This window comes from Pseudomonas rhodesiae (assembly GCF_013285305.1).
In the GTDB taxonomy this organism is placed as follows: domain Bacteria; phylum Pseudomonadota; class Gammaproteobacteria; order Pseudomonadales; family Pseudomonadaceae; genus Aquipseudomonas; species Aquipseudomonas rhodesiae.
The window spans coordinates 2,713,782-2,728,507 of record NZ_CP054205.1 but is presented as its reverse complement, the minus strand read 5'-3'; the positions used below and the strand labels follow the sequence as shown (position 1 = coordinate 2,728,507).

The 14,726-nt window shown below is 60.3% G+C and carries 13 protein-coding genes; 5 read left to right on the top strand and 8 right to left on the bottom strand.

Annotated features, from left to right (window positions below; translation table 11 throughout):
• The first annotated feature begins 142 nt into the window (after positions 1 to 142).
• Positions 143 to 403 carry a hypothetical protein gene (locus HRH33_RS12295; protein WP_034097070.1) on the top strand — a complete coding sequence of 87 codons (261 nt, stop codon included), beginning with the start codon at positions 143 to 145 and terminating at the stop codon, positions 401 to 403.
• 61 nt (positions 404 to 464) lie between these two features.
• On the opposite strand, the gene HRH33_RS12290 is transcribed toward HRH33_RS12295, so the two are convergent.
• The 3 genes from HRH33_RS12290 to gnd are packed head-to-tail and all read right to left on the bottom strand — an operon-like array spanning position 465 to position 3,798.
• Positions 465 to 1,298 (bottom strand): Cof-type HAD-IIB family hydrolase, encoded by an 834-nt coding sequence (locus HRH33_RS12290; RefSeq protein WP_123479456.1) that lies wholly within the window; start codon positions 1,296 to 1,298, stop codon positions 465 to 467.
• Complete coding sequence (gene zwf / locus HRH33_RS12285; RefSeq protein ID WP_167417531.1) at positions 1,295 to 2,818, bottom strand: glucose-6-phosphate dehydrogenase; 1,524 nt, start codon at positions 2,816 to 2,818, stop codon at positions 1,295 to 1,297. The genes HRH33_RS12290 and zwf overlap by 4 nt, the downstream gene beginning before the upstream one ends.
• On the bottom strand, positions 2,815 to 3,798 hold the full coding sequence (gene gnd, locus HRH33_RS12280) for a phosphogluconate dehydrogenase (NAD(+)-dependent, decarboxylating) (protein ID WP_034097067.1): 984 nt from the start codon (positions 3,796 to 3,798) through the stop codon (positions 2,815 to 2,817). Before gnd ends, zwf begins: the two co-directional genes overlap by 4 nt.
• Before the next feature lie 271 nt (positions 3,799 to 4,069).
• On the opposite strand from gnd, the gene HRH33_RS12275 reads away from it, so the two are divergent.
• From HRH33_RS12275 to HRH33_RS12260, 4 genes are all read left to right on the top strand, one after another.
• On the top strand, positions 4,070 to 4,249 hold the full coding sequence (locus HRH33_RS12275) for a DUF6026 family protein (RefSeq protein WP_256203854.1): 180 nt from the start codon (positions 4,070 to 4,072) through the stop codon (positions 4,247 to 4,249).
• A 164-nt stretch (positions 4,250 to 4,413) separates the two neighbouring features.
• The gene (locus HRH33_RS12270; RefSeq protein ID WP_167417530.1) at positions 4,414 to 6,171 is read left to right on the top strand and encodes a phosphoethanolamine transferase CptA; all 1,758 of its coding nucleotides are present in this window, start codon (positions 4,414 to 4,416) and stop codon (positions 6,169 to 6,171) included.
• Between the two features lie 114 nt (positions 6,172 to 6,285).
• Positions 6,286 to 8,514 carry a TonB-dependent siderophore receptor gene (locus HRH33_RS12265; RefSeq protein ID WP_167417529.1) on the top strand — a complete coding sequence of 743 codons (2,229 nt, stop codon included), beginning with the start codon at positions 6,286 to 6,288 and terminating at the stop codon, positions 8,512 to 8,514.
• A 142-nt stretch (positions 8,515 to 8,656) separates the two neighbouring features.
• Positions 8,657 to 8,881, top strand: coding sequence for a hypothetical protein (locus HRH33_RS12260; RefSeq protein WP_034137928.1), 225 nt, complete (start codon positions 8,657 to 8,659; stop codon positions 8,879 to 8,881).
• Between the two features lie 88 nt (positions 8,882 to 8,969).
• Here the strand turns inward: HRH33_RS12260 and HRH33_RS12255 are convergent, their stop codons facing one another.
• The 5 genes from HRH33_RS12255 to pepN form a co-directional block, all read right to left on the bottom strand.
• On the bottom strand, positions 8,970 to 9,461 hold the full coding sequence (locus HRH33_RS12255) for a GNAT family N-acetyltransferase (protein WP_034097063.1): 492 nt from the start codon (positions 9,459 to 9,461) through the stop codon (positions 8,970 to 8,972).
• A gap of 164 nt (positions 9,462 to 9,625) precedes the next feature.
• A complete protein-coding gene (zapE, locus tag HRH33_RS12250; RefSeq protein ID WP_167417528.1) occupies positions 9,626 to 10,738 on the bottom strand; it encodes a cell division protein ZapE in 1,113 nt (370 codons plus the stop codon).
• Between the two features lie 15 nt (positions 10,739 to 10,753).
• Complete coding sequence (locus HRH33_RS12245; protein WP_034137926.1) at positions 10,754 to 11,089, bottom strand: nuclear transport factor 2 family protein; 336 nt, start codon at positions 11,087 to 11,089, stop codon at positions 10,754 to 10,756.
• Positions 11,090 to 11,141: 52 nt separating this feature from the next.
• Positions 11,142 to 11,858 (bottom strand): helix-turn-helix transcriptional regulator, encoded by a 717-nt coding sequence (locus tag HRH33_RS12240; RefSeq protein WP_167417527.1) that lies wholly within the window; start codon positions 11,856 to 11,858, stop codon positions 11,142 to 11,144.
• A gap of 210 nt (positions 11,859 to 12,068) precedes the next feature.
• On the bottom strand, positions 12,069 to 14,726 hold the full coding sequence (gene pepN / locus HRH33_RS12235) for an aminopeptidase N (RefSeq protein WP_167417526.1): 2,658 nt from the start codon (positions 14,724 to 14,726) through the stop codon (positions 12,069 to 12,071).

Here is a 14,726-nt window from a genome sequence, read left to right as displayed (position 1 = left end):
TGACCTCAATCACGGAAAGTTGAAATTTGTTGCTCTAACATGTGACCCGCACCCCGCCATCGCGCATCAGTACAAGTAACTCGCCGCCTGGCTCGCCCAACCGACGGCACTCATTTGATTGGGCATTTAGAGAGAGACCCCAATGAACGCCCCGCTCCGCATCAACGAAGCTCTTTTGATCGCAGACCGTGCCTTCCAGCCCTTTCAGTGCGTGGCCTGGCACGATGGCAATGGCGCCCTCAGCCTCAGCGTCGTCGACCGCACCAACAACCGCATCGGCCGCAAGCAACTCTCGTCGAGTGCCTACACCGATCCCGCGCAATTGGAAAACCTGCTGTTGCAGGCGCGTGCCGAACTGGATAAAAGCGGCTATCAGTTGCAATCCTGGGCAATGCCTAAGTAAATAAATCGACGGCACAACTTTCGATCCGTACAAACCGTGATCGTAAGTTGTGCCGTCGAACTTAGCGTATTGCGTGTGACGGCAGAATAAACCGCTCGAAAGCTTCTGCGGCACCGTCTTCAATATTAGTGCCCGTAACCACATTGGCGCGACGTTTGACGGTTTCTTCCGCCTGGCCCATGGCAATCGCCAGCCCGGCCACCTCAAACATCGCCGGGTCATTGCCGCCATCACCGATGGCCGCAGTGTGCTCAAGCGCCACGCCCAGATGCTCGGCCAACGTTTTTAACGCCTCGCCTTTATTGGCCAACATGGCCGTCACATCCAGATAAACCGGCTGCGACCGCGAGACCTGCGCCAGCCCCTCGACCTTGGGGTGCAAACGTGCCTCCAGTTCAACCAGCAGTTGCGTGTTAAGGCTGGCAGCGACAATCTTGTCGACCCGATCCAGATAGGGCTCAAAACTCTCCACCACCTGCGGCCCATAGCCCAGCCCAGCGGTTTCCCGCGGTTCCATCGGGCCGGGCGAACCACGGCGCAGCCAATCGCCATCGGCAAACATCCAGACTTCCACCTCCGGCTCGGCCGAAAACAGCGCCAAGGCGATCAGCGCGGCTTCAGCAGGCAGGTGATGAGCTATCAAAACCCTGCCGTCCGGATGGATCAACGTACCGCCATTGAAGCCCGCCACCGGAACATCGATACCGAACGTTTCAATCAGGTGCAACATGGCCTTGGGCGGTCGCCCGCTGGCCAGGCTGAACAGCACACCGGCGTCACGCAAGGCACGAACCGCATCGGCCGTGCGTTGGCTGAGGCTGTGGTCAGGATGCAGCAACGTGCCATCCACGTCGCTGAGGATAAAACGGATGGGTTGGATCGCGGCATCACTCATCCGAGTGTGTGCCAGGTACGACCATCCCGGGCCAGCAGCGTGTCAGCCGCCGCCGGACCATCTTCACCTGCCTTGTAAGTCTGGATGCCATCATCTTCCTTCCACGCATCGAGGAATGGCTGCACCGCGCGCCAGCCGTTCTCGATGTTGTCGGCGCGCTGAAACAAGGTCTGGTCGCCGGTCATGCAGTCGTAGATCAGGGTTTCGTACCCCGTCGACGGTTGCATCTCGAAAAAGTCCTTGTAGGCGAAACCCAGTTGGATATTGGCCATATCCAGGGTCGGCCCAGGCTTTTTCGCCAACAGGTCGAACCACATGCCTTCATTCGGCTGGATCTGGATTTTCAGGTAGGTAGGCTTGAGTTCATCTACGTCGGTGTCGCGGAACTGCGCATAGGGGGCCGGCTTGAAGCAGATCACGATTTCGGTATCGCGCACACTCATGCGCTTGCCGGTGCGCAGGTAGAACGGCACGCCGACCCAGCGCCAGTTGTCGATCATCACCTTGAGCGCCACAAAGGTCTCGGTGCTGCTGTCCGGCGCGACGTTGGCCTCTTCGCGGTAACCCGGCAATGCCTTGCCGCCGATCTCGCCAGCGGTGTACTGGCCTCGTACCGAGTTGGCCCGTGCATCTTCCAGGGACCAGGGGCGCACCGCGCCAATCACCTTGGCCTTTTCCCCGCGCACCGCGTCGGCGCCGAATGCCGCTGGCGGCTCCATGGCGACCATGGCCAACAGCTGGAACAGGTGGTTGGGCACCATATCCCGCAACGTGCCGGTCTTTTCGAAGAAATTACCCCGCGTCTCCACGCCGACGGTTTCGGCGGCGGTGATTTGCACATGATCGATGTAGTGATTGTTCCAGAACGCTTCGAACAGCACGTTGGAGAAACGGCTGATCAGGATGTTCTGTACCGTTTCTTTGCCCAGGTAATGGTCGATGCGGTAGATCTGCTTCTCGCTCATCACCTTGAGCAGGCACGCGTTCAACGCTTCGGCGGTGGCCAGATCGGAACCGAACGGTTTTTCGATGACCACGCGACGGAAACCGTGGTCAGTTTCCGTCAACAAGCCCGCGCTGCCCAACCGCTGCACCACCTCGCTGAAAAAACGCGGCGCGGTGGCCAAGTAGAACACCGCATTGCCGGTGCCGCTCTCGGCGATTTTCTTGCCGATGTCGGTGTAGGTGCTGTCGTCGAGGAAGTCGCCCTCGACGTAGCTGATGCCTTTGGCCAACTGAGCCCACAACTGCGGGTCCAGCGCGTTCTCGGCATTGCCTTTGACCTTGCTCGCGGCTTCGGTGCGAATGAAATCTTCGAGTTTCTTGGCGAAGTCGGCATCGCTGATGGCGTTGTGGTCCACCCCGACGATGCGCAAGCCGTCGCCCATCAACCCGTCGCGACTGAGGTTGTACAGCGCCGGCATCAGCAGGCGCTTGACCAAGTCGCCATGGGCGCCAAACAGGAACAAAGTGGTAGGTGGAGCGGGTTCGGCCTTCAGTTTTTTGCCGTTAGCCGTCATTTTTTGGAAGTCTCCACGTGACCACCGAAGCCGAAGCGCATCGCCGACAGCATCTTGTCACCGTAAGTGCTCTGCTGGCGCGAGCGGAAACGGGCGAACAACGAGGTGGACAGCACCGGCACCGGCACGGCTTGTTCCATGGCCGCTTCGATGGTCCAGCGGCCTTCGCCACTGTCGGCCACGGAGCCGGAATAGCCGTCGAGTTTCGGGTCGGTGGCCAGGGCATCGGCGGTCAAGTCCAGCAACCACGACGACACCACGCTGCCACGGCGCCACACTTCGGCGATATCGGCCACATTCAGGTCGAAACGCTGATCTTCGGGCAAGTTCTCCGAGTTCTTGGTTTTGAGAATGTCGAAACCCTCGGCGAACGCCTGCATCATGCCGTATTCGATGCCGTTATGGATCATCTTGACGAAGTGCCCGGAACCGGCCGGCCCAGCGTGGATATAACCGTGTTCGGCGCGCGGGTCGGCGGCGGCGGAACGGTCCTTGGTGCGCGGGATGGTGCCCAGGCCTGGCGCCAGGCTGGCGAAAATCGGGTCCAGACGCTGCACGGTTTCGGTATCGCCGCCAATCATCATGCAATAGCCGCGTTCCAGGCCCCAGACACCGCCGGACGTGCCGACGTCGACATAGTGCAGACCTTTTTCCGCCAGGGCCTTGGCGCGGCGTACGTCATCCTTGTAGTTGGTGTTGCCGCCATCGATGATCACGTCGCCGCTGTCCAGCAGTTCACTGAGTTCTTGAATGGTGTTCTCGGTGGGGTCGCCCGCCGGCAACATGACCCACACGGCGCGAGGCTGCTGCAGCCCGGCGACCAGGGCTTTGAGATCGGCAACGCCAGTGGCGCCCTCTTCGCTCAAGCCTTTGACAAATGCTTCGTTACGGTCGTAAACAACGGTGGTATGCCCATTGAGCATCAGGCGCCGTGCAATATTCCCGCCCATGCGGCCTAGTCCGATAATCCCCAGTTGCATGTGCTGATGCTCCTAACTACTAAAAAATGTGTGACATAGTTTATAGCGCAATGAGGCTAATGAGGGTTAGTCCAGAGCGGATCCGTGTAGTTTCATGCCAAAAAAGATGCCATCGTTTCACCATCACCGCGGTAAAAGTCACACGACCACCAAAAATAAAAAAGTTCCATTGCTGTGAAAAAGAATTCAGAATTGCTTCCGACTGATGCCGAGAACCTCGACTCAAGCGTTCTGGCACACCGCGACACACCGGCTATTTGCGAGGCAAGCAATGAGCACAGCACAGATGACCCGCCCTCCCCAGACTCTCTACGTCAATATCCGTCGCGATGAGTTGCGTCAGTTGAAAGACGAGCGCGAACAATTGCAGCAGGAAGTCATGCGCCTGCGCTCGTACATCATCCAGGCTCAACTGGATCAGCCGGCCGGCGCGCAACCTGCACTCTGCTAAGCCCTGTCACCGCTTTGTAAGATAACCCCTACAAAAATCTCACAAAGTTTTCACACGCCCATCCCGATACTCCCGCCCCCAAAGGCCGCCCCTTAAAACCAGGGTGGCCGGTGTTGCGTGCAGCTCTGCGCGTCAACTGGAAAACTCTTGGGTTGGAGCGCCGGATGGCAACGTTCAAACGCAGCACTAAGTCTGCGAAAGGCTTTGATTGGGCTGGCCTTGGCTGGCTGTTCCTGTTTTTCTGGTACTTCTCGGGTATTACCCAACTGCTGATCCAACTCAGCGGCACCTCGGGTTTCAGCGGGTTTCGCCAAGCCTTTTTCATGAGCGCCCTGTGGCTCGCGCCGATGCTGGTCTTTCCACGCCAGACCCGTGTACTCGCCGCCGTGATCGGCGTGGTGCTGTGGGCCTGTTCCATGGCCAGTCTGGGATATTTCTTCGTTTATCAGCAGGAATTTTCCCAGAGCGTCATCTTTATCATGTTCGAGTCGAACATCTCCGAAGCCGGTGAATACCTCACCCAGTACTTCGCCTGGTGGATCGTACTGGCGTTCATTGCTCACACTGCCTTAGCCATCTTCCTATGGACCCGCGTGCGCCCGGTCTACCTGCCGCGCGGCCAGGCGTTGCTGGCGGCAACCGCGATCCTGGTGGCCATTGTCGGCTACCCGCTGGTCAAGCAGATTGCCCGTAGCGAGACCCTGGCCGACGGCATCGACCGCTTCGAAACCCGCATCGAGCCGGCCGTGCCTTGGCAGATGATCGTGGCCTACCGCCGTTACACCGAACAACTGGACAACATGCAGGGCATGCTGCACAGCGCCAGCCAGATCCCGCCGCTGACCAACCTCAAGGACGCCGCCGCCGGCCAGCCGTCGACACTGGTGCTGGTCATCGGCGAATCGACCAACCGCCAGCGCATGAGCCTGTACGGCTATCCACGCGCAACCACACCAGAGCTGGACAAGCTGCGCGACCAATTGGCCGTGTTCGACAATGTCATCACCCCACGCCCCTACACCATCGAGGCGTTGCAGCAGGTGCTGACCTTCGCCGACGAAGAAAACCCTGACCTGTACCTCAAGACGCCATCCATCGTCAGCATGATGAAACAGGCCGGCTACAAGACTTACTGGATCACCAACCAGCAGACCATGACCAAGCGCAACACCATGCTCACGACCTTTTCCGAACAGGCCGACGAGCAGGTGTACTTGAACAACAACCGCAACCAGAACGCCCGTCAGTACGACGGCGATGTATTAGCACCGTTTTCCAAGGCCCTGGCCGATCCGGCCGAGCGTAAGTTCATCGTGGTGCACCTGCTGGGCACGCACATGAGCTACCAGTACCGTTACCCGCCGAGCTTCGACAAGTTCACCGACCGTGAAGGTGTGCCTGCGGGCATCAGCGACGATCAGTTGCCGACCTACAACAGCTACGACAATGCGGTGCTGTACAACGACTTCGTGGTGTCGAGCCTGATCAAGGACTACGCCAAGACCGATCCCAACGGCTTCCTGCTGTACCTGTCGGACCATGGCGAAGACGTATTCGACTCCGCCGGCCACAGCACTTTGGGCCGTAATGAAGGCAAGCCGACGGCGCCGATGTACACCATTCCGTTCATGGCCTACGCCTCGCCGAAATGGCGCGAAAGCCACAGCTGGAATTTTGCCGGCGACCTGCAGCGGCCCTACAGCAGCTCACAGTTGATTCACACCTGGGCCGACCTGGCCGGGTTGAGCTCCACTGAGTTGGACCGCAGCAAAAGCCTGGTGAGTGACAGCTTCAAACCGCGCCCGCTGCTGATTGGCGACCCCTATCAGCGCCAGCAAAAGCCGCTGATCGACTTCAGCCTGATCAAACCGAAGAAAGCCGCCGCCACTGAAGTGGTGCTACAGGAAACACCGGCCTTGTAACAGAAAGATAACAATCATTCTCGTTTAAGCCTAAAGTTGCCCTGCTCCTTTCGTCTTTGAGCCATGGCCTTTTCATACCGAAAAGGCCGCAAAGACGACAAGGAGTCTTCCGCGATGATCGCGCCTTTCACCCGTTCCATGTCCTTTTCGCTCAGCGTGTTTGGTGTGTTGCTGAGTCCTGACTTGCTGGCTGAAACCGATAGCGACCCAACACCGCTGGAGTTGCAAGCCACCAGCATCACCGCGGATGGCCTCGGCGCCACCACCGAGCACACCGGGTCCTACACCACCGGCTCGATGAACACCGCCACGCGCCTGAACCTGTCCGTCAAGGACACTCCGCAGTCGATCTCGGTAATCACTCGCCAGCAGATGGACGACTTCAACCTCAATACCTTGACCGACGTGCTGCGCCAGACCACCGGCATCAACGTGCAGCACAACGACTCCGACCGAGTGGCCTACTCTTCCCGTGGCTATGGCATCAGCAATTTCCAGATCGACGGGATGCTCAATACGTTCGGCTATATGAAATCCGACGCCGACACCATCATCTACGACCGTATCGAAGTGGTGCGCGGTGCAACGGGCTTGACCACCGGTGCGGGCGATCCTTCGGCCACCGTGAACATGGTGCGCAAGCGCCCTACCGCCCAATGGCAGGCGAAAACCGGCGTCAGCGGTGCCAGCCATGACAATTACTACAGCTACCTGGACGTCGGCGGTCCGCTGGCGTTCGACGGTCGCCTACGCGGGCGCACGGTGCTGGCTTACCGCGACAGCCAGTCGTTCCGAGATAACTATGCGCTGCAGCGCTCGGTCGGCTACGGCATTCTTGAAGGTGACCTGTCAGACGATACCGTGTTGGCCGTGGGGTTCGATTACCAGGACAAGCAGGTTCAGGGCACCTCCTGGGGCACCGTGCCCTACTGGAACAGCCGGGGCGAAAAGGCCAGGCTGCCGCGCTCGACCAATATGGCGGCGCACTGGAGCTCCTGGCCGCTGACCGACAAAACCACCTTCGCGACCCTGGATCATCGCCTGGCAGGCGACTGGCACCTGAAAGCCGCCTATACCCATCGGCAGAGCGACACGGACGGCAAGGTGTACTACGGCGGCGCGGGGTTCCCCAACGACGACCGCAGCGGCATGAGCGCCTGGGCCAGCCACATGCGCGGCACTTCGAGAATGGAAGCCGTTGACCTGAACCTGGCCGGCAGTTATGCGCTGCTGGGGCGCGAACATGCACTGATGATGGGCTACGGCGAAGCGGCCCAGCGCGACGTGTCGCCGTTTATGCGCAGCCGCCTGGATGACAGCTACTACACCATTGAAGATTGGAAATACATGGGCGGCATCCCCAAGTTCACCGACACGGTCACCGACCTCAAGGGCGAACACAGCAGCAAACAGCAAAAGGCCGGTTACCTGGCCACGCGCCTGAGCCTGACCGAGCGCCTGCACGCCGTACTGGGCAGTCGCTACGGCAGTTGGGAGTTGGAAAGCGCGGCCCCGAGCTACGATGCCAACAACCAACTGACCGCCAACGACAAGACCCGCCAGACCCACAACGATATGTGGACGCCCTACGCCGGGCTGCTCTATGACTTGACGCCGGAGTACACCGTCTACGCGAGCTACACCGATATCTTCAAACCGCAAAGCCTGCGGGATGCCAACAAGAAATACCTGGAGCCAGTGGTGGGCAGTAACTATGAAGTCGGCCTCAAGGGCAGCGTGCTCAATGAGCGCGTGAACCTGGCCGCCGCGTATTTCTGGAGCACCCAGGATAACGTCGCGGAACGCGACTACTCGGTGGCGCCGAACCCGGCCACCGGCGAGGAGTACTATAAGTCCGGCGGCAAAGGCAACAAGGTCAACGGCTTCGAGCTGGAGGTTGCCGGCGAGATCATGCCGGACTGGAACCTTACGGCGGGTTACACCTACACCCACTCGGTGAACGGCGCGGGCACACGCAACAACACCGGCCAGCCCCTGAACCTGCTGAAGGTGTCCAGCGCTTATCGCCTGCCAGGCGCATGGCGCAAGCTTACCGTGGGCGGCGCGGTGAATTGGCAGAGCGAGATTTACGATTTCGGTAATCGGCCCACGGGGGAACGGAATGCCGATGGCGAGCTGATCACTACCCGCGACAAGATCACGCAGCAGGCTTACACCGTGGTCAACCTGATGTCGCGCTACCAAGTCGACGAGCATCTATCGGCATCGTTGAACATCAACAATCTATTCGATCAAAAGTACTACGAGCGCGTCGGTTTCTATAACGGCGTGTACTGGGGCGACCCTCGCGCGGTTACCTTGGCCCTGGACTGGAAGCTTTAAGCTCGACGCCCGAAGTTAATAAAAAAGTTAACTTCGGGTGCGCCTCAGGTTAATTCCCACTTAATGACACGCCCCCATAGTTGCCCCATCCATTCGATCAGGGAGCGAGCGAATACCGATCACACTTAATGGGAACACCACCATGAAACTTTCCACCCTGATGCTCGCCAGCCTGATGACGTTGACCTCCGCCGCCGCCTTTGCCGAGGGCGGTTCAGAGCGCTCGAAGGAGTTCTACAACAACTTCGCCTTTATTCAGGAACAGACTCACGGCCCTCTGCAACAACAAACCGCAGCTGCTGACGGTAGAGACTTGAAGAACACGCCTGTCGAACAATCCGGTATTGAACAGCAACCCAAGGGTTAATTTAATCGGGCGTTAATCCGCAGCTCCCTTTGTCATTTCGCTCCTTTGGCAATGGTTAACTTGGCGCCATTCAATGGCGCCTTTTTTATTACAGCGGTTTATTCCAGAACAGCATGCGGCCATGGGCCGGATCAAACACCGCATCATCAAAGCCGAACTTGCGATAAGCCGCCTGCGCCACTGCATTGCCTTCAAGTACTTCCAGGGTGATCTTGCAGCAGCCACGCTGGCGGGCGATTTCCTCGACCTTCTGCAGCATTTTCTGACTCAACCCCAACCCGCGAAAACGCTCCATCACCGCCACATCATGCACATTGACCAACGGTCGGCAGGCAAACGTGGAGAACCCTTCAAAACAGTTGATCAACCCTGCGGGCTCGCCGCCGACAAATGCCAGCACGCTGAATGCATGGGGCCGCTTGGCCAGTTCCGCCGGCAGTTGCTCCAGCAAGTCAGCTGGCAGGCCATGGCCGCCACCCATGGGGTCTTCGGCGTAATGGTTGAGTAACGTGGCGATCGCCTCGGCATGCACGGGATTGGTGTAGCTGGCTTGCAGCACCAGGATGTCAGGGGTGTCCATTTCCGTCCTCGATAGCAACAACAAGGGAATCAGCTCCCTTTGAGAGGCACGATTGTACGCACGGCGTCAGCCGCAGATGAAGGAGATTAACTACAAATCCGCGCATGAAAGCGCGAAGGTTTTACCCATCAAAAGCGTCTGCCGGGCGGTTTCGGGGGCTTTTCCTACGAGGTCGCGCCGAAACGCTGTAGCTGCATTTCCCGCAAGCGGCTCAAGGTTCGACGGAACGGAAATTCCAGGTAGCCCTCGGTGTAAAGGCGCTCCAACGGGACGCGGGCCTCGATGAACAGCGGCACCTTGCGGTCGTAGCATTCATCCACCAGGGCGATAAAACGCCGCACGCTGTCATCGTGCACCGACAACGCCGGCAGTTCGCGATCACCGGCCAGCACGCGCTGGGCCGCATCTTCGGTGCCACGGGCAATCCGGCCAGGCCGCTTGCGGGCACTCAACTCAGGGACTTCGCCGAGCAGGATCGCGCTGTAGCGATCGCACAGCAGCATAAAATCCATCGCCGCCAAGGGTTGTTCGCACAGATCGGCGTAACGGCACCACAGCACACGGTCGCTGGCGCGCACCGCGACGATGCGGCGATGCCCGACGTTAATCAGCCCACTGACCACCGCCTGCCCTGCGGCCAGACGTCCAAATACCTCGGCCAGCGCCTCCGGCTGGTTGACCCAGTAACGCTGCAGGCCGACGCCGGGGTGCAGACGGTGATCCTCGTCACCGTCCACCGCCACCACCTGCATATGCCGCTTGAGTGCGGCGATGCCCGGCAGGAAGCGCTCGCGGTTGAAACCCTCGGCATACAACTGATCGGGCGGCTGGTTGGAGGTGCAGACCATCACCACACCCGCCTCGAACATGACCTGGAACAAGCGGCCCAGGATGATCGCATCGCCGATATCGTTGACGAACAATTCATCGAAGCACAGTACTCGCACCTCACGACTCAGTTCATGCGCCAGAGCCTGCAACGGGTCGGGTGTGCCACTCAATTGGAACAGACGCTGATGCACCCAGCCCATAAAGTGATGAAAATGCTGGCGCCGCGCGGGGACACGCAGGCTTTGATAGAACTGGTCCATCAGCCAGGTTTTACCGCGCCCCACAGGGCCCCATAAGTAAACCCCGTTGATCGGCGCGCGGCCCTGATGCAGGGCCTGATGGCAGGCTTGCAGGGCATCGACCGCGCGGCGCTGGGCGGCGTCGGTCACAAAGCCCTGCTGGGTGATGGCGTGTTGGTAGGCCGCTAGAGGCGAGTCGAAAGTCATGCCCGCCAGTATGACCTACACGGAAATATCCAGGCGTGAAATCTTGCCCTGCTCATTCAAGCGAAAGGTGTAGCGCAACTCCAGCGGGCTGCCCGGAAAATTACCGGTTACCACGTTGCTGACCAGCACCTTCCCCGTGCGATGCTGCACCTTAAGTACCTCGACCCGCGGCTGGTAGCGCTGGGCCGTGTCCTCCATCCAGCGCGCAATGGCGGCGGTGCCGACCTGATGCTGGCCTTCATCGAACACGTTGGCGTCTTCGGCAAAACATTGGGCCACCGCTGAGGTGTCGCGGCTATTGGTCGCTTCGATATAGGTGGCGATAGCCGGGGCCAGTTCGGTAAGGGGCATGGCACAACTCCTGTCGGTTGATTTTGTAAGGCCATGCTAAGCCAGCGTTGTGTCAGTTTTTGTCAGGAGTGAAACGGCCGCTTTCATCCTGCTCCATCAGCTTGCGCCAGGCCCGCAACCAGTCACTGCGGCGGCCCGGATAGCGTTCGCCACGGGCCTCGGCGCTGGCCACGCGGTCGGTGCGAAAGGTGCGATAGGCGCCGCGTAACTCGCACCAGGCGACGACCACCCGCACCTCATTCAGAAAACCCAGGGCCAGCGGCCAGATCAGGCGCTGGCTCTGGGTTTGACTGGCGTCCGCGTAATCGATGTGCAGCTTGCTCTGCTGGCTGATCGCCCCGCGAAACACATTGAGCGGCACGCGGTTTTCCGGATAGCCGAACCCCGGCGGGCCCGGCAACAGGGTCGGGTTGCGCAAGGCTTCTTGAGCGGCAGGGTCCAGCACATCGGCGATTTTCGCCAAGGCGTTGGCGGCGGCGCGACTGAGCACGTCATCGCCACGCTGATCCACATAGCGCAAACCCAGCACGATCGCCTCGGTTTCCTCGGCGTTGAGCATCAAGGGCGGCAAGAACAGGCCGCTGCGCAACACGTACCCTACCCCGGCCTCGCCGAAAATCGGCGCGCCCAGTGCGGTCAACTCAGCGATGTCGCGGTACAGCGTGCGCTCGGATACCTCCAACTGCGCCGCCAGCGCGGCCGCCGTCACTGGGCGCTTGCGCCCACGCAGAGCCTGCAGCAAGGTCAGTAAACGAGTGGTGCGGGACAAGTTGATGACTCAGGCGGGAAAAGATGCCGCAGTTTAGCACCTGCTACTGACAGAACTTGTCAGTAGCAAATGCCTGCGGTTTGCTGAGGTGTTGCGGTGTTTTGATAGGGCTGCTTCGCAGCCCGGCGCGGGGCAAGCCCGCTCACCACAAAAAAAGCCTGCTCATCTCATTAAGGGGTGAGCGAACGGGGATGACAACGCGCCGGCCCCTTACGCCAGGCTCTTGCTGACCACTTCGTACACATCGCTGGACAACTCGCCGGACGCGAGGATGCGCTCCAGCTCGGCCTTCATCAGCGCCTGGCGCGCGCTGTCGTACTTGCGCCAGCGGGTCAGCGGTGCCAATTGGCGCGCCGCGATTTGAGGGTTGAGGACGTTCAACTGGATCACCAGGTCCGCCAGGAAGCGGTAACCGGAACCGTCCGCGGCGTGGAAGTTGATCAGGTTCTGCCCGGCAAAGGCGCCGATCAGCGCACGCACCTTGTTCGGGTTTTTGATCGTGAAAGCCGGGTGCTCCATCAACGCCTTGACCCGCGCCAGCCCGCCCGGCAGTGTGCTGCCCGCCTGCACGCTGAACCACTGGTCCATGACCAGCGGGTTGTCCTTGAAATTCTCGGCGAACACCGCCAGCGCCTGGGCTTTTTCCGCCTCGAACGGCGAGTTGACCAGCACCGCCAACGCCGTCAGCCGCTCAGTCATGTTGTCGCAGGCGTCGAACTGTTCCAGGGTTGCCGCCAGCACTTCGGACTTGGCGCTGAGCATCAGGTAGGACAGCGCAATGTTCTGCAAGGCGCGTCGCGCAAAGTGTTCGGCCGAGGCCACATAAGGGGTCTGGCGCGACAATTCGCGATTGGCCTGATAACGCAGCCACAGGGTGTCGAACAAGTGGTCGGCCAGTTGCTTGCGCGCAAATTCGCGGGCGGCATGGATGGCGTCCACGTCCGCCACATCGCTGATCTCGGTGAGATAGGCTTCGCTCGGCAACGAGAGCATTTCCGCGACCATGGCCTGGTCGAGGGTTTCGTCCGTCAGCACCGTGCGCAGCGCGTCAATCAGACGCTGATCCAACTGCAGCGGCTGCCCGGCCTGATGCTGGCCGATCAGCTCCTGCAACACCTGCACCGACAGTTGCTGCCCGGCATCCCAACGGTTGAAGCCGTCGCTGTCGTGCTGCATCAGGAACATCAGTTGATCACGGCTGTAGGGGAAGCTCAGCTTCACCGGCGCCGAGAAGCCGCGCAGCAGCGATGGCAATGGCTGCTCTGGGATATCGACGAAGGTGAAGGTCTGCTCGGCTTGCGTCACCGACAGCACGCGGGAGGTGCCAGCGGCTGCGGCCTCGCCCGCCAGGCGCAGCGGCAGGTCGGCGCCCTTGCCGTCCAGCAAGCCCAGTGCCACCGGGATCACGAAGGGCAGTTTTTCCATCTTGTCCGGAGTCGGCGGGCAGCTCTGGCGGAACGTCAGGCTGTAGGTGTTGGCGGCAGCATCGTAGGACTCGCTCACCGCCAGGCGCGGCGTGCCGGCCTGGCTGTACCAGCGTTTGAACTGGCTGAGGTCCACGTTGTTGGCGTCTTCCATGGCCTTGATGAAGTCATCGCAGGTCACGGCTTGGCCGTCGTGGCGTTCGAAGTACAGGTCACTGCCTTTGCGGAAGCCTTCGGCCCCGAGCAAGGTGTGGATCATGCCGACTACTTCCGAACCCTTTTCATACACGGTCAGGGTGTAGAAGTTGGAAATCTCGATAAAGCTGTCCGGGCGCACGGCGTGGGCCATGGGGCCGGCGTCTTCGGCGAACTGGTGAGTGCGCAGGTAGGCCACATCCTGGATGCGCTTGACCGTGGCCGAGTTCATGTCGGCGGAGAAGCCCGAGTCACGGAACACCGTGAAACCTTCCTTGAGCGACAACTGGAACCAGTCGCGGCAGGTCACGCGGTTGCCCGACCAGTTGTGGAAGTACTCGTGGGCGACAATCGCTTCGACCCGCTGGTGCGCGGCGTCGGTGGCGGTCTCGGCGCGGGCCAGCACGGCGCTGGAGTTGAAGATATTGAGGCCCTTGTTCTCCATGGCGCCCATGTTGAAGTCATTGACCGCCACGATCATAAAGATGTCGAGGTCGTACTCGCGGCCGTAGGTTTCTTCGTCCCAGCGCATGGATTTTTTCAGGCTGGTCATGGCGTGCTGGCACTTGTCGATATTTTCCGGCTCGACGTAGATGCGCAGCGCCACTTCCCGCTGGGTCATGGTGGTGAAGCTGTCTTCGACGCACCACAGGTCGCCGGCCACCAGGGCGAACAGGTACGCGGGTTTCTTGAACGGATCTTCCCAGGTCGCCCAGTGACGGCCGTCTTCACCGGGGCCGCTGGCGATCGGGTTGCCGTTGGAGAGCAGCACCGGGTAGCTGTGCTGTTCGGCGATCACCGTGGTGGTGAACCGGCTCATCACGTCCGGGCGGTCGAGGTAGTAGGTGATCTTGCGAAAGCCTTCGGCTTCGCATTGGGTGCAGAACATGCCGCCGGATTTGTACAGGCCTTCCAACGCGGTATTGGTTTCCGGGTGGATGCGCACGCTGGTGTCGAGCGTGAAGCTGTCGTGGGTCGGGTGCAGGGTCAGGTGGCTGTCGGTCAGCTGGTAGTCAGCCTCGGTCAGTTCCTTGTCACCCAAATTGACGCTCAACAGCTCCAGGTGCTGGCCATCTAAAACCAGCGGCGGCAGGCCGGCGCCGCGCTCGGGATTGCGGCGCATCACCAACTGCGCGTGGACCAGGCTGTGGTCCTCGAACAACTCGAAGGTCAGGTGCGTCTCGTCGATCAGGTAGTCCGGCGCCTGATAGTCCTTGAGGTAGATCATCTTGGGTTGTTCGGTGCGCAT

Bases quoted from the DNA above. Each gene is read 5' to 3' on its own strand.
- HRH33_RS12295 (WP_034097070.1), top strand. From the start codon at position 143: ATGAACGCCCCGCTCCGCATCAACGAAGCTCTTTTGATCGCAGACCGT.
- HRH33_RS12290 (WP_123479456.1), bottom strand. From the start codon at position 1,298: ATGAGTGATGCCGCGATCCAACCCATCCGTTTTATCCTCAGCGACGTG.
- zwf (WP_167417531.1), bottom strand. From the start codon at position 2,818: ATGACGGCTAACGGCAAAAAACTGAAGGCCGAACCCGCTCCACCTACC.
- gnd (WP_034097067.1), bottom strand. From the start codon at position 3,798: ATGCAACTGGGGATTATCGGACTAGGCCGCATGGGCGGGAATATTGCA.
- HRH33_RS12275 (WP_256203854.1), top strand. From the start codon at position 4,070: ATGAGCACAGCACAGATGACCCGCCCTCCCCAGACTCTCTACGTCAAT.
- HRH33_RS12270 (WP_167417530.1), top strand. From the start codon at position 4,414: ATGGCAACGTTCAAACGCAGCACTAAGTCTGCGAAAGGCTTTGATTGG.
- HRH33_RS12265 (WP_167417529.1), top strand. From the start codon at position 6,286: ATGATCGCGCCTTTCACCCGTTCCATGTCCTTTTCGCTCAGCGTGTTT.
- HRH33_RS12260 (WP_034137928.1), top strand. From the start codon at position 8,657: ATGAAACTTTCCACCCTGATGCTCGCCAGCCTGATGACGTTGACCTCC.
- HRH33_RS12255 (WP_034097063.1), bottom strand. From the start codon at position 9,461: ATGGACACCCCTGACATCCTGGTGCTGCAAGCCAGCTACACCAATCCC.
- zapE (WP_167417528.1), bottom strand. From the start codon at position 10,738: ATGACTTTCGACTCGCCTCTAGCGGCCTACCAACACGCCATCACCCAG.
- HRH33_RS12245 (WP_034137926.1), bottom strand. From the start codon at position 11,089: ATGCCCCTTACCGAACTGGCCCCGGCTATCGCCACCTATATCGAAGCG.
- pepN (WP_167417526.1), bottom strand. From the start codon at position 14,726: ATGCGCACCGAACAACCCAAGATGATCTACCTCAAGGACTATCAGGCG.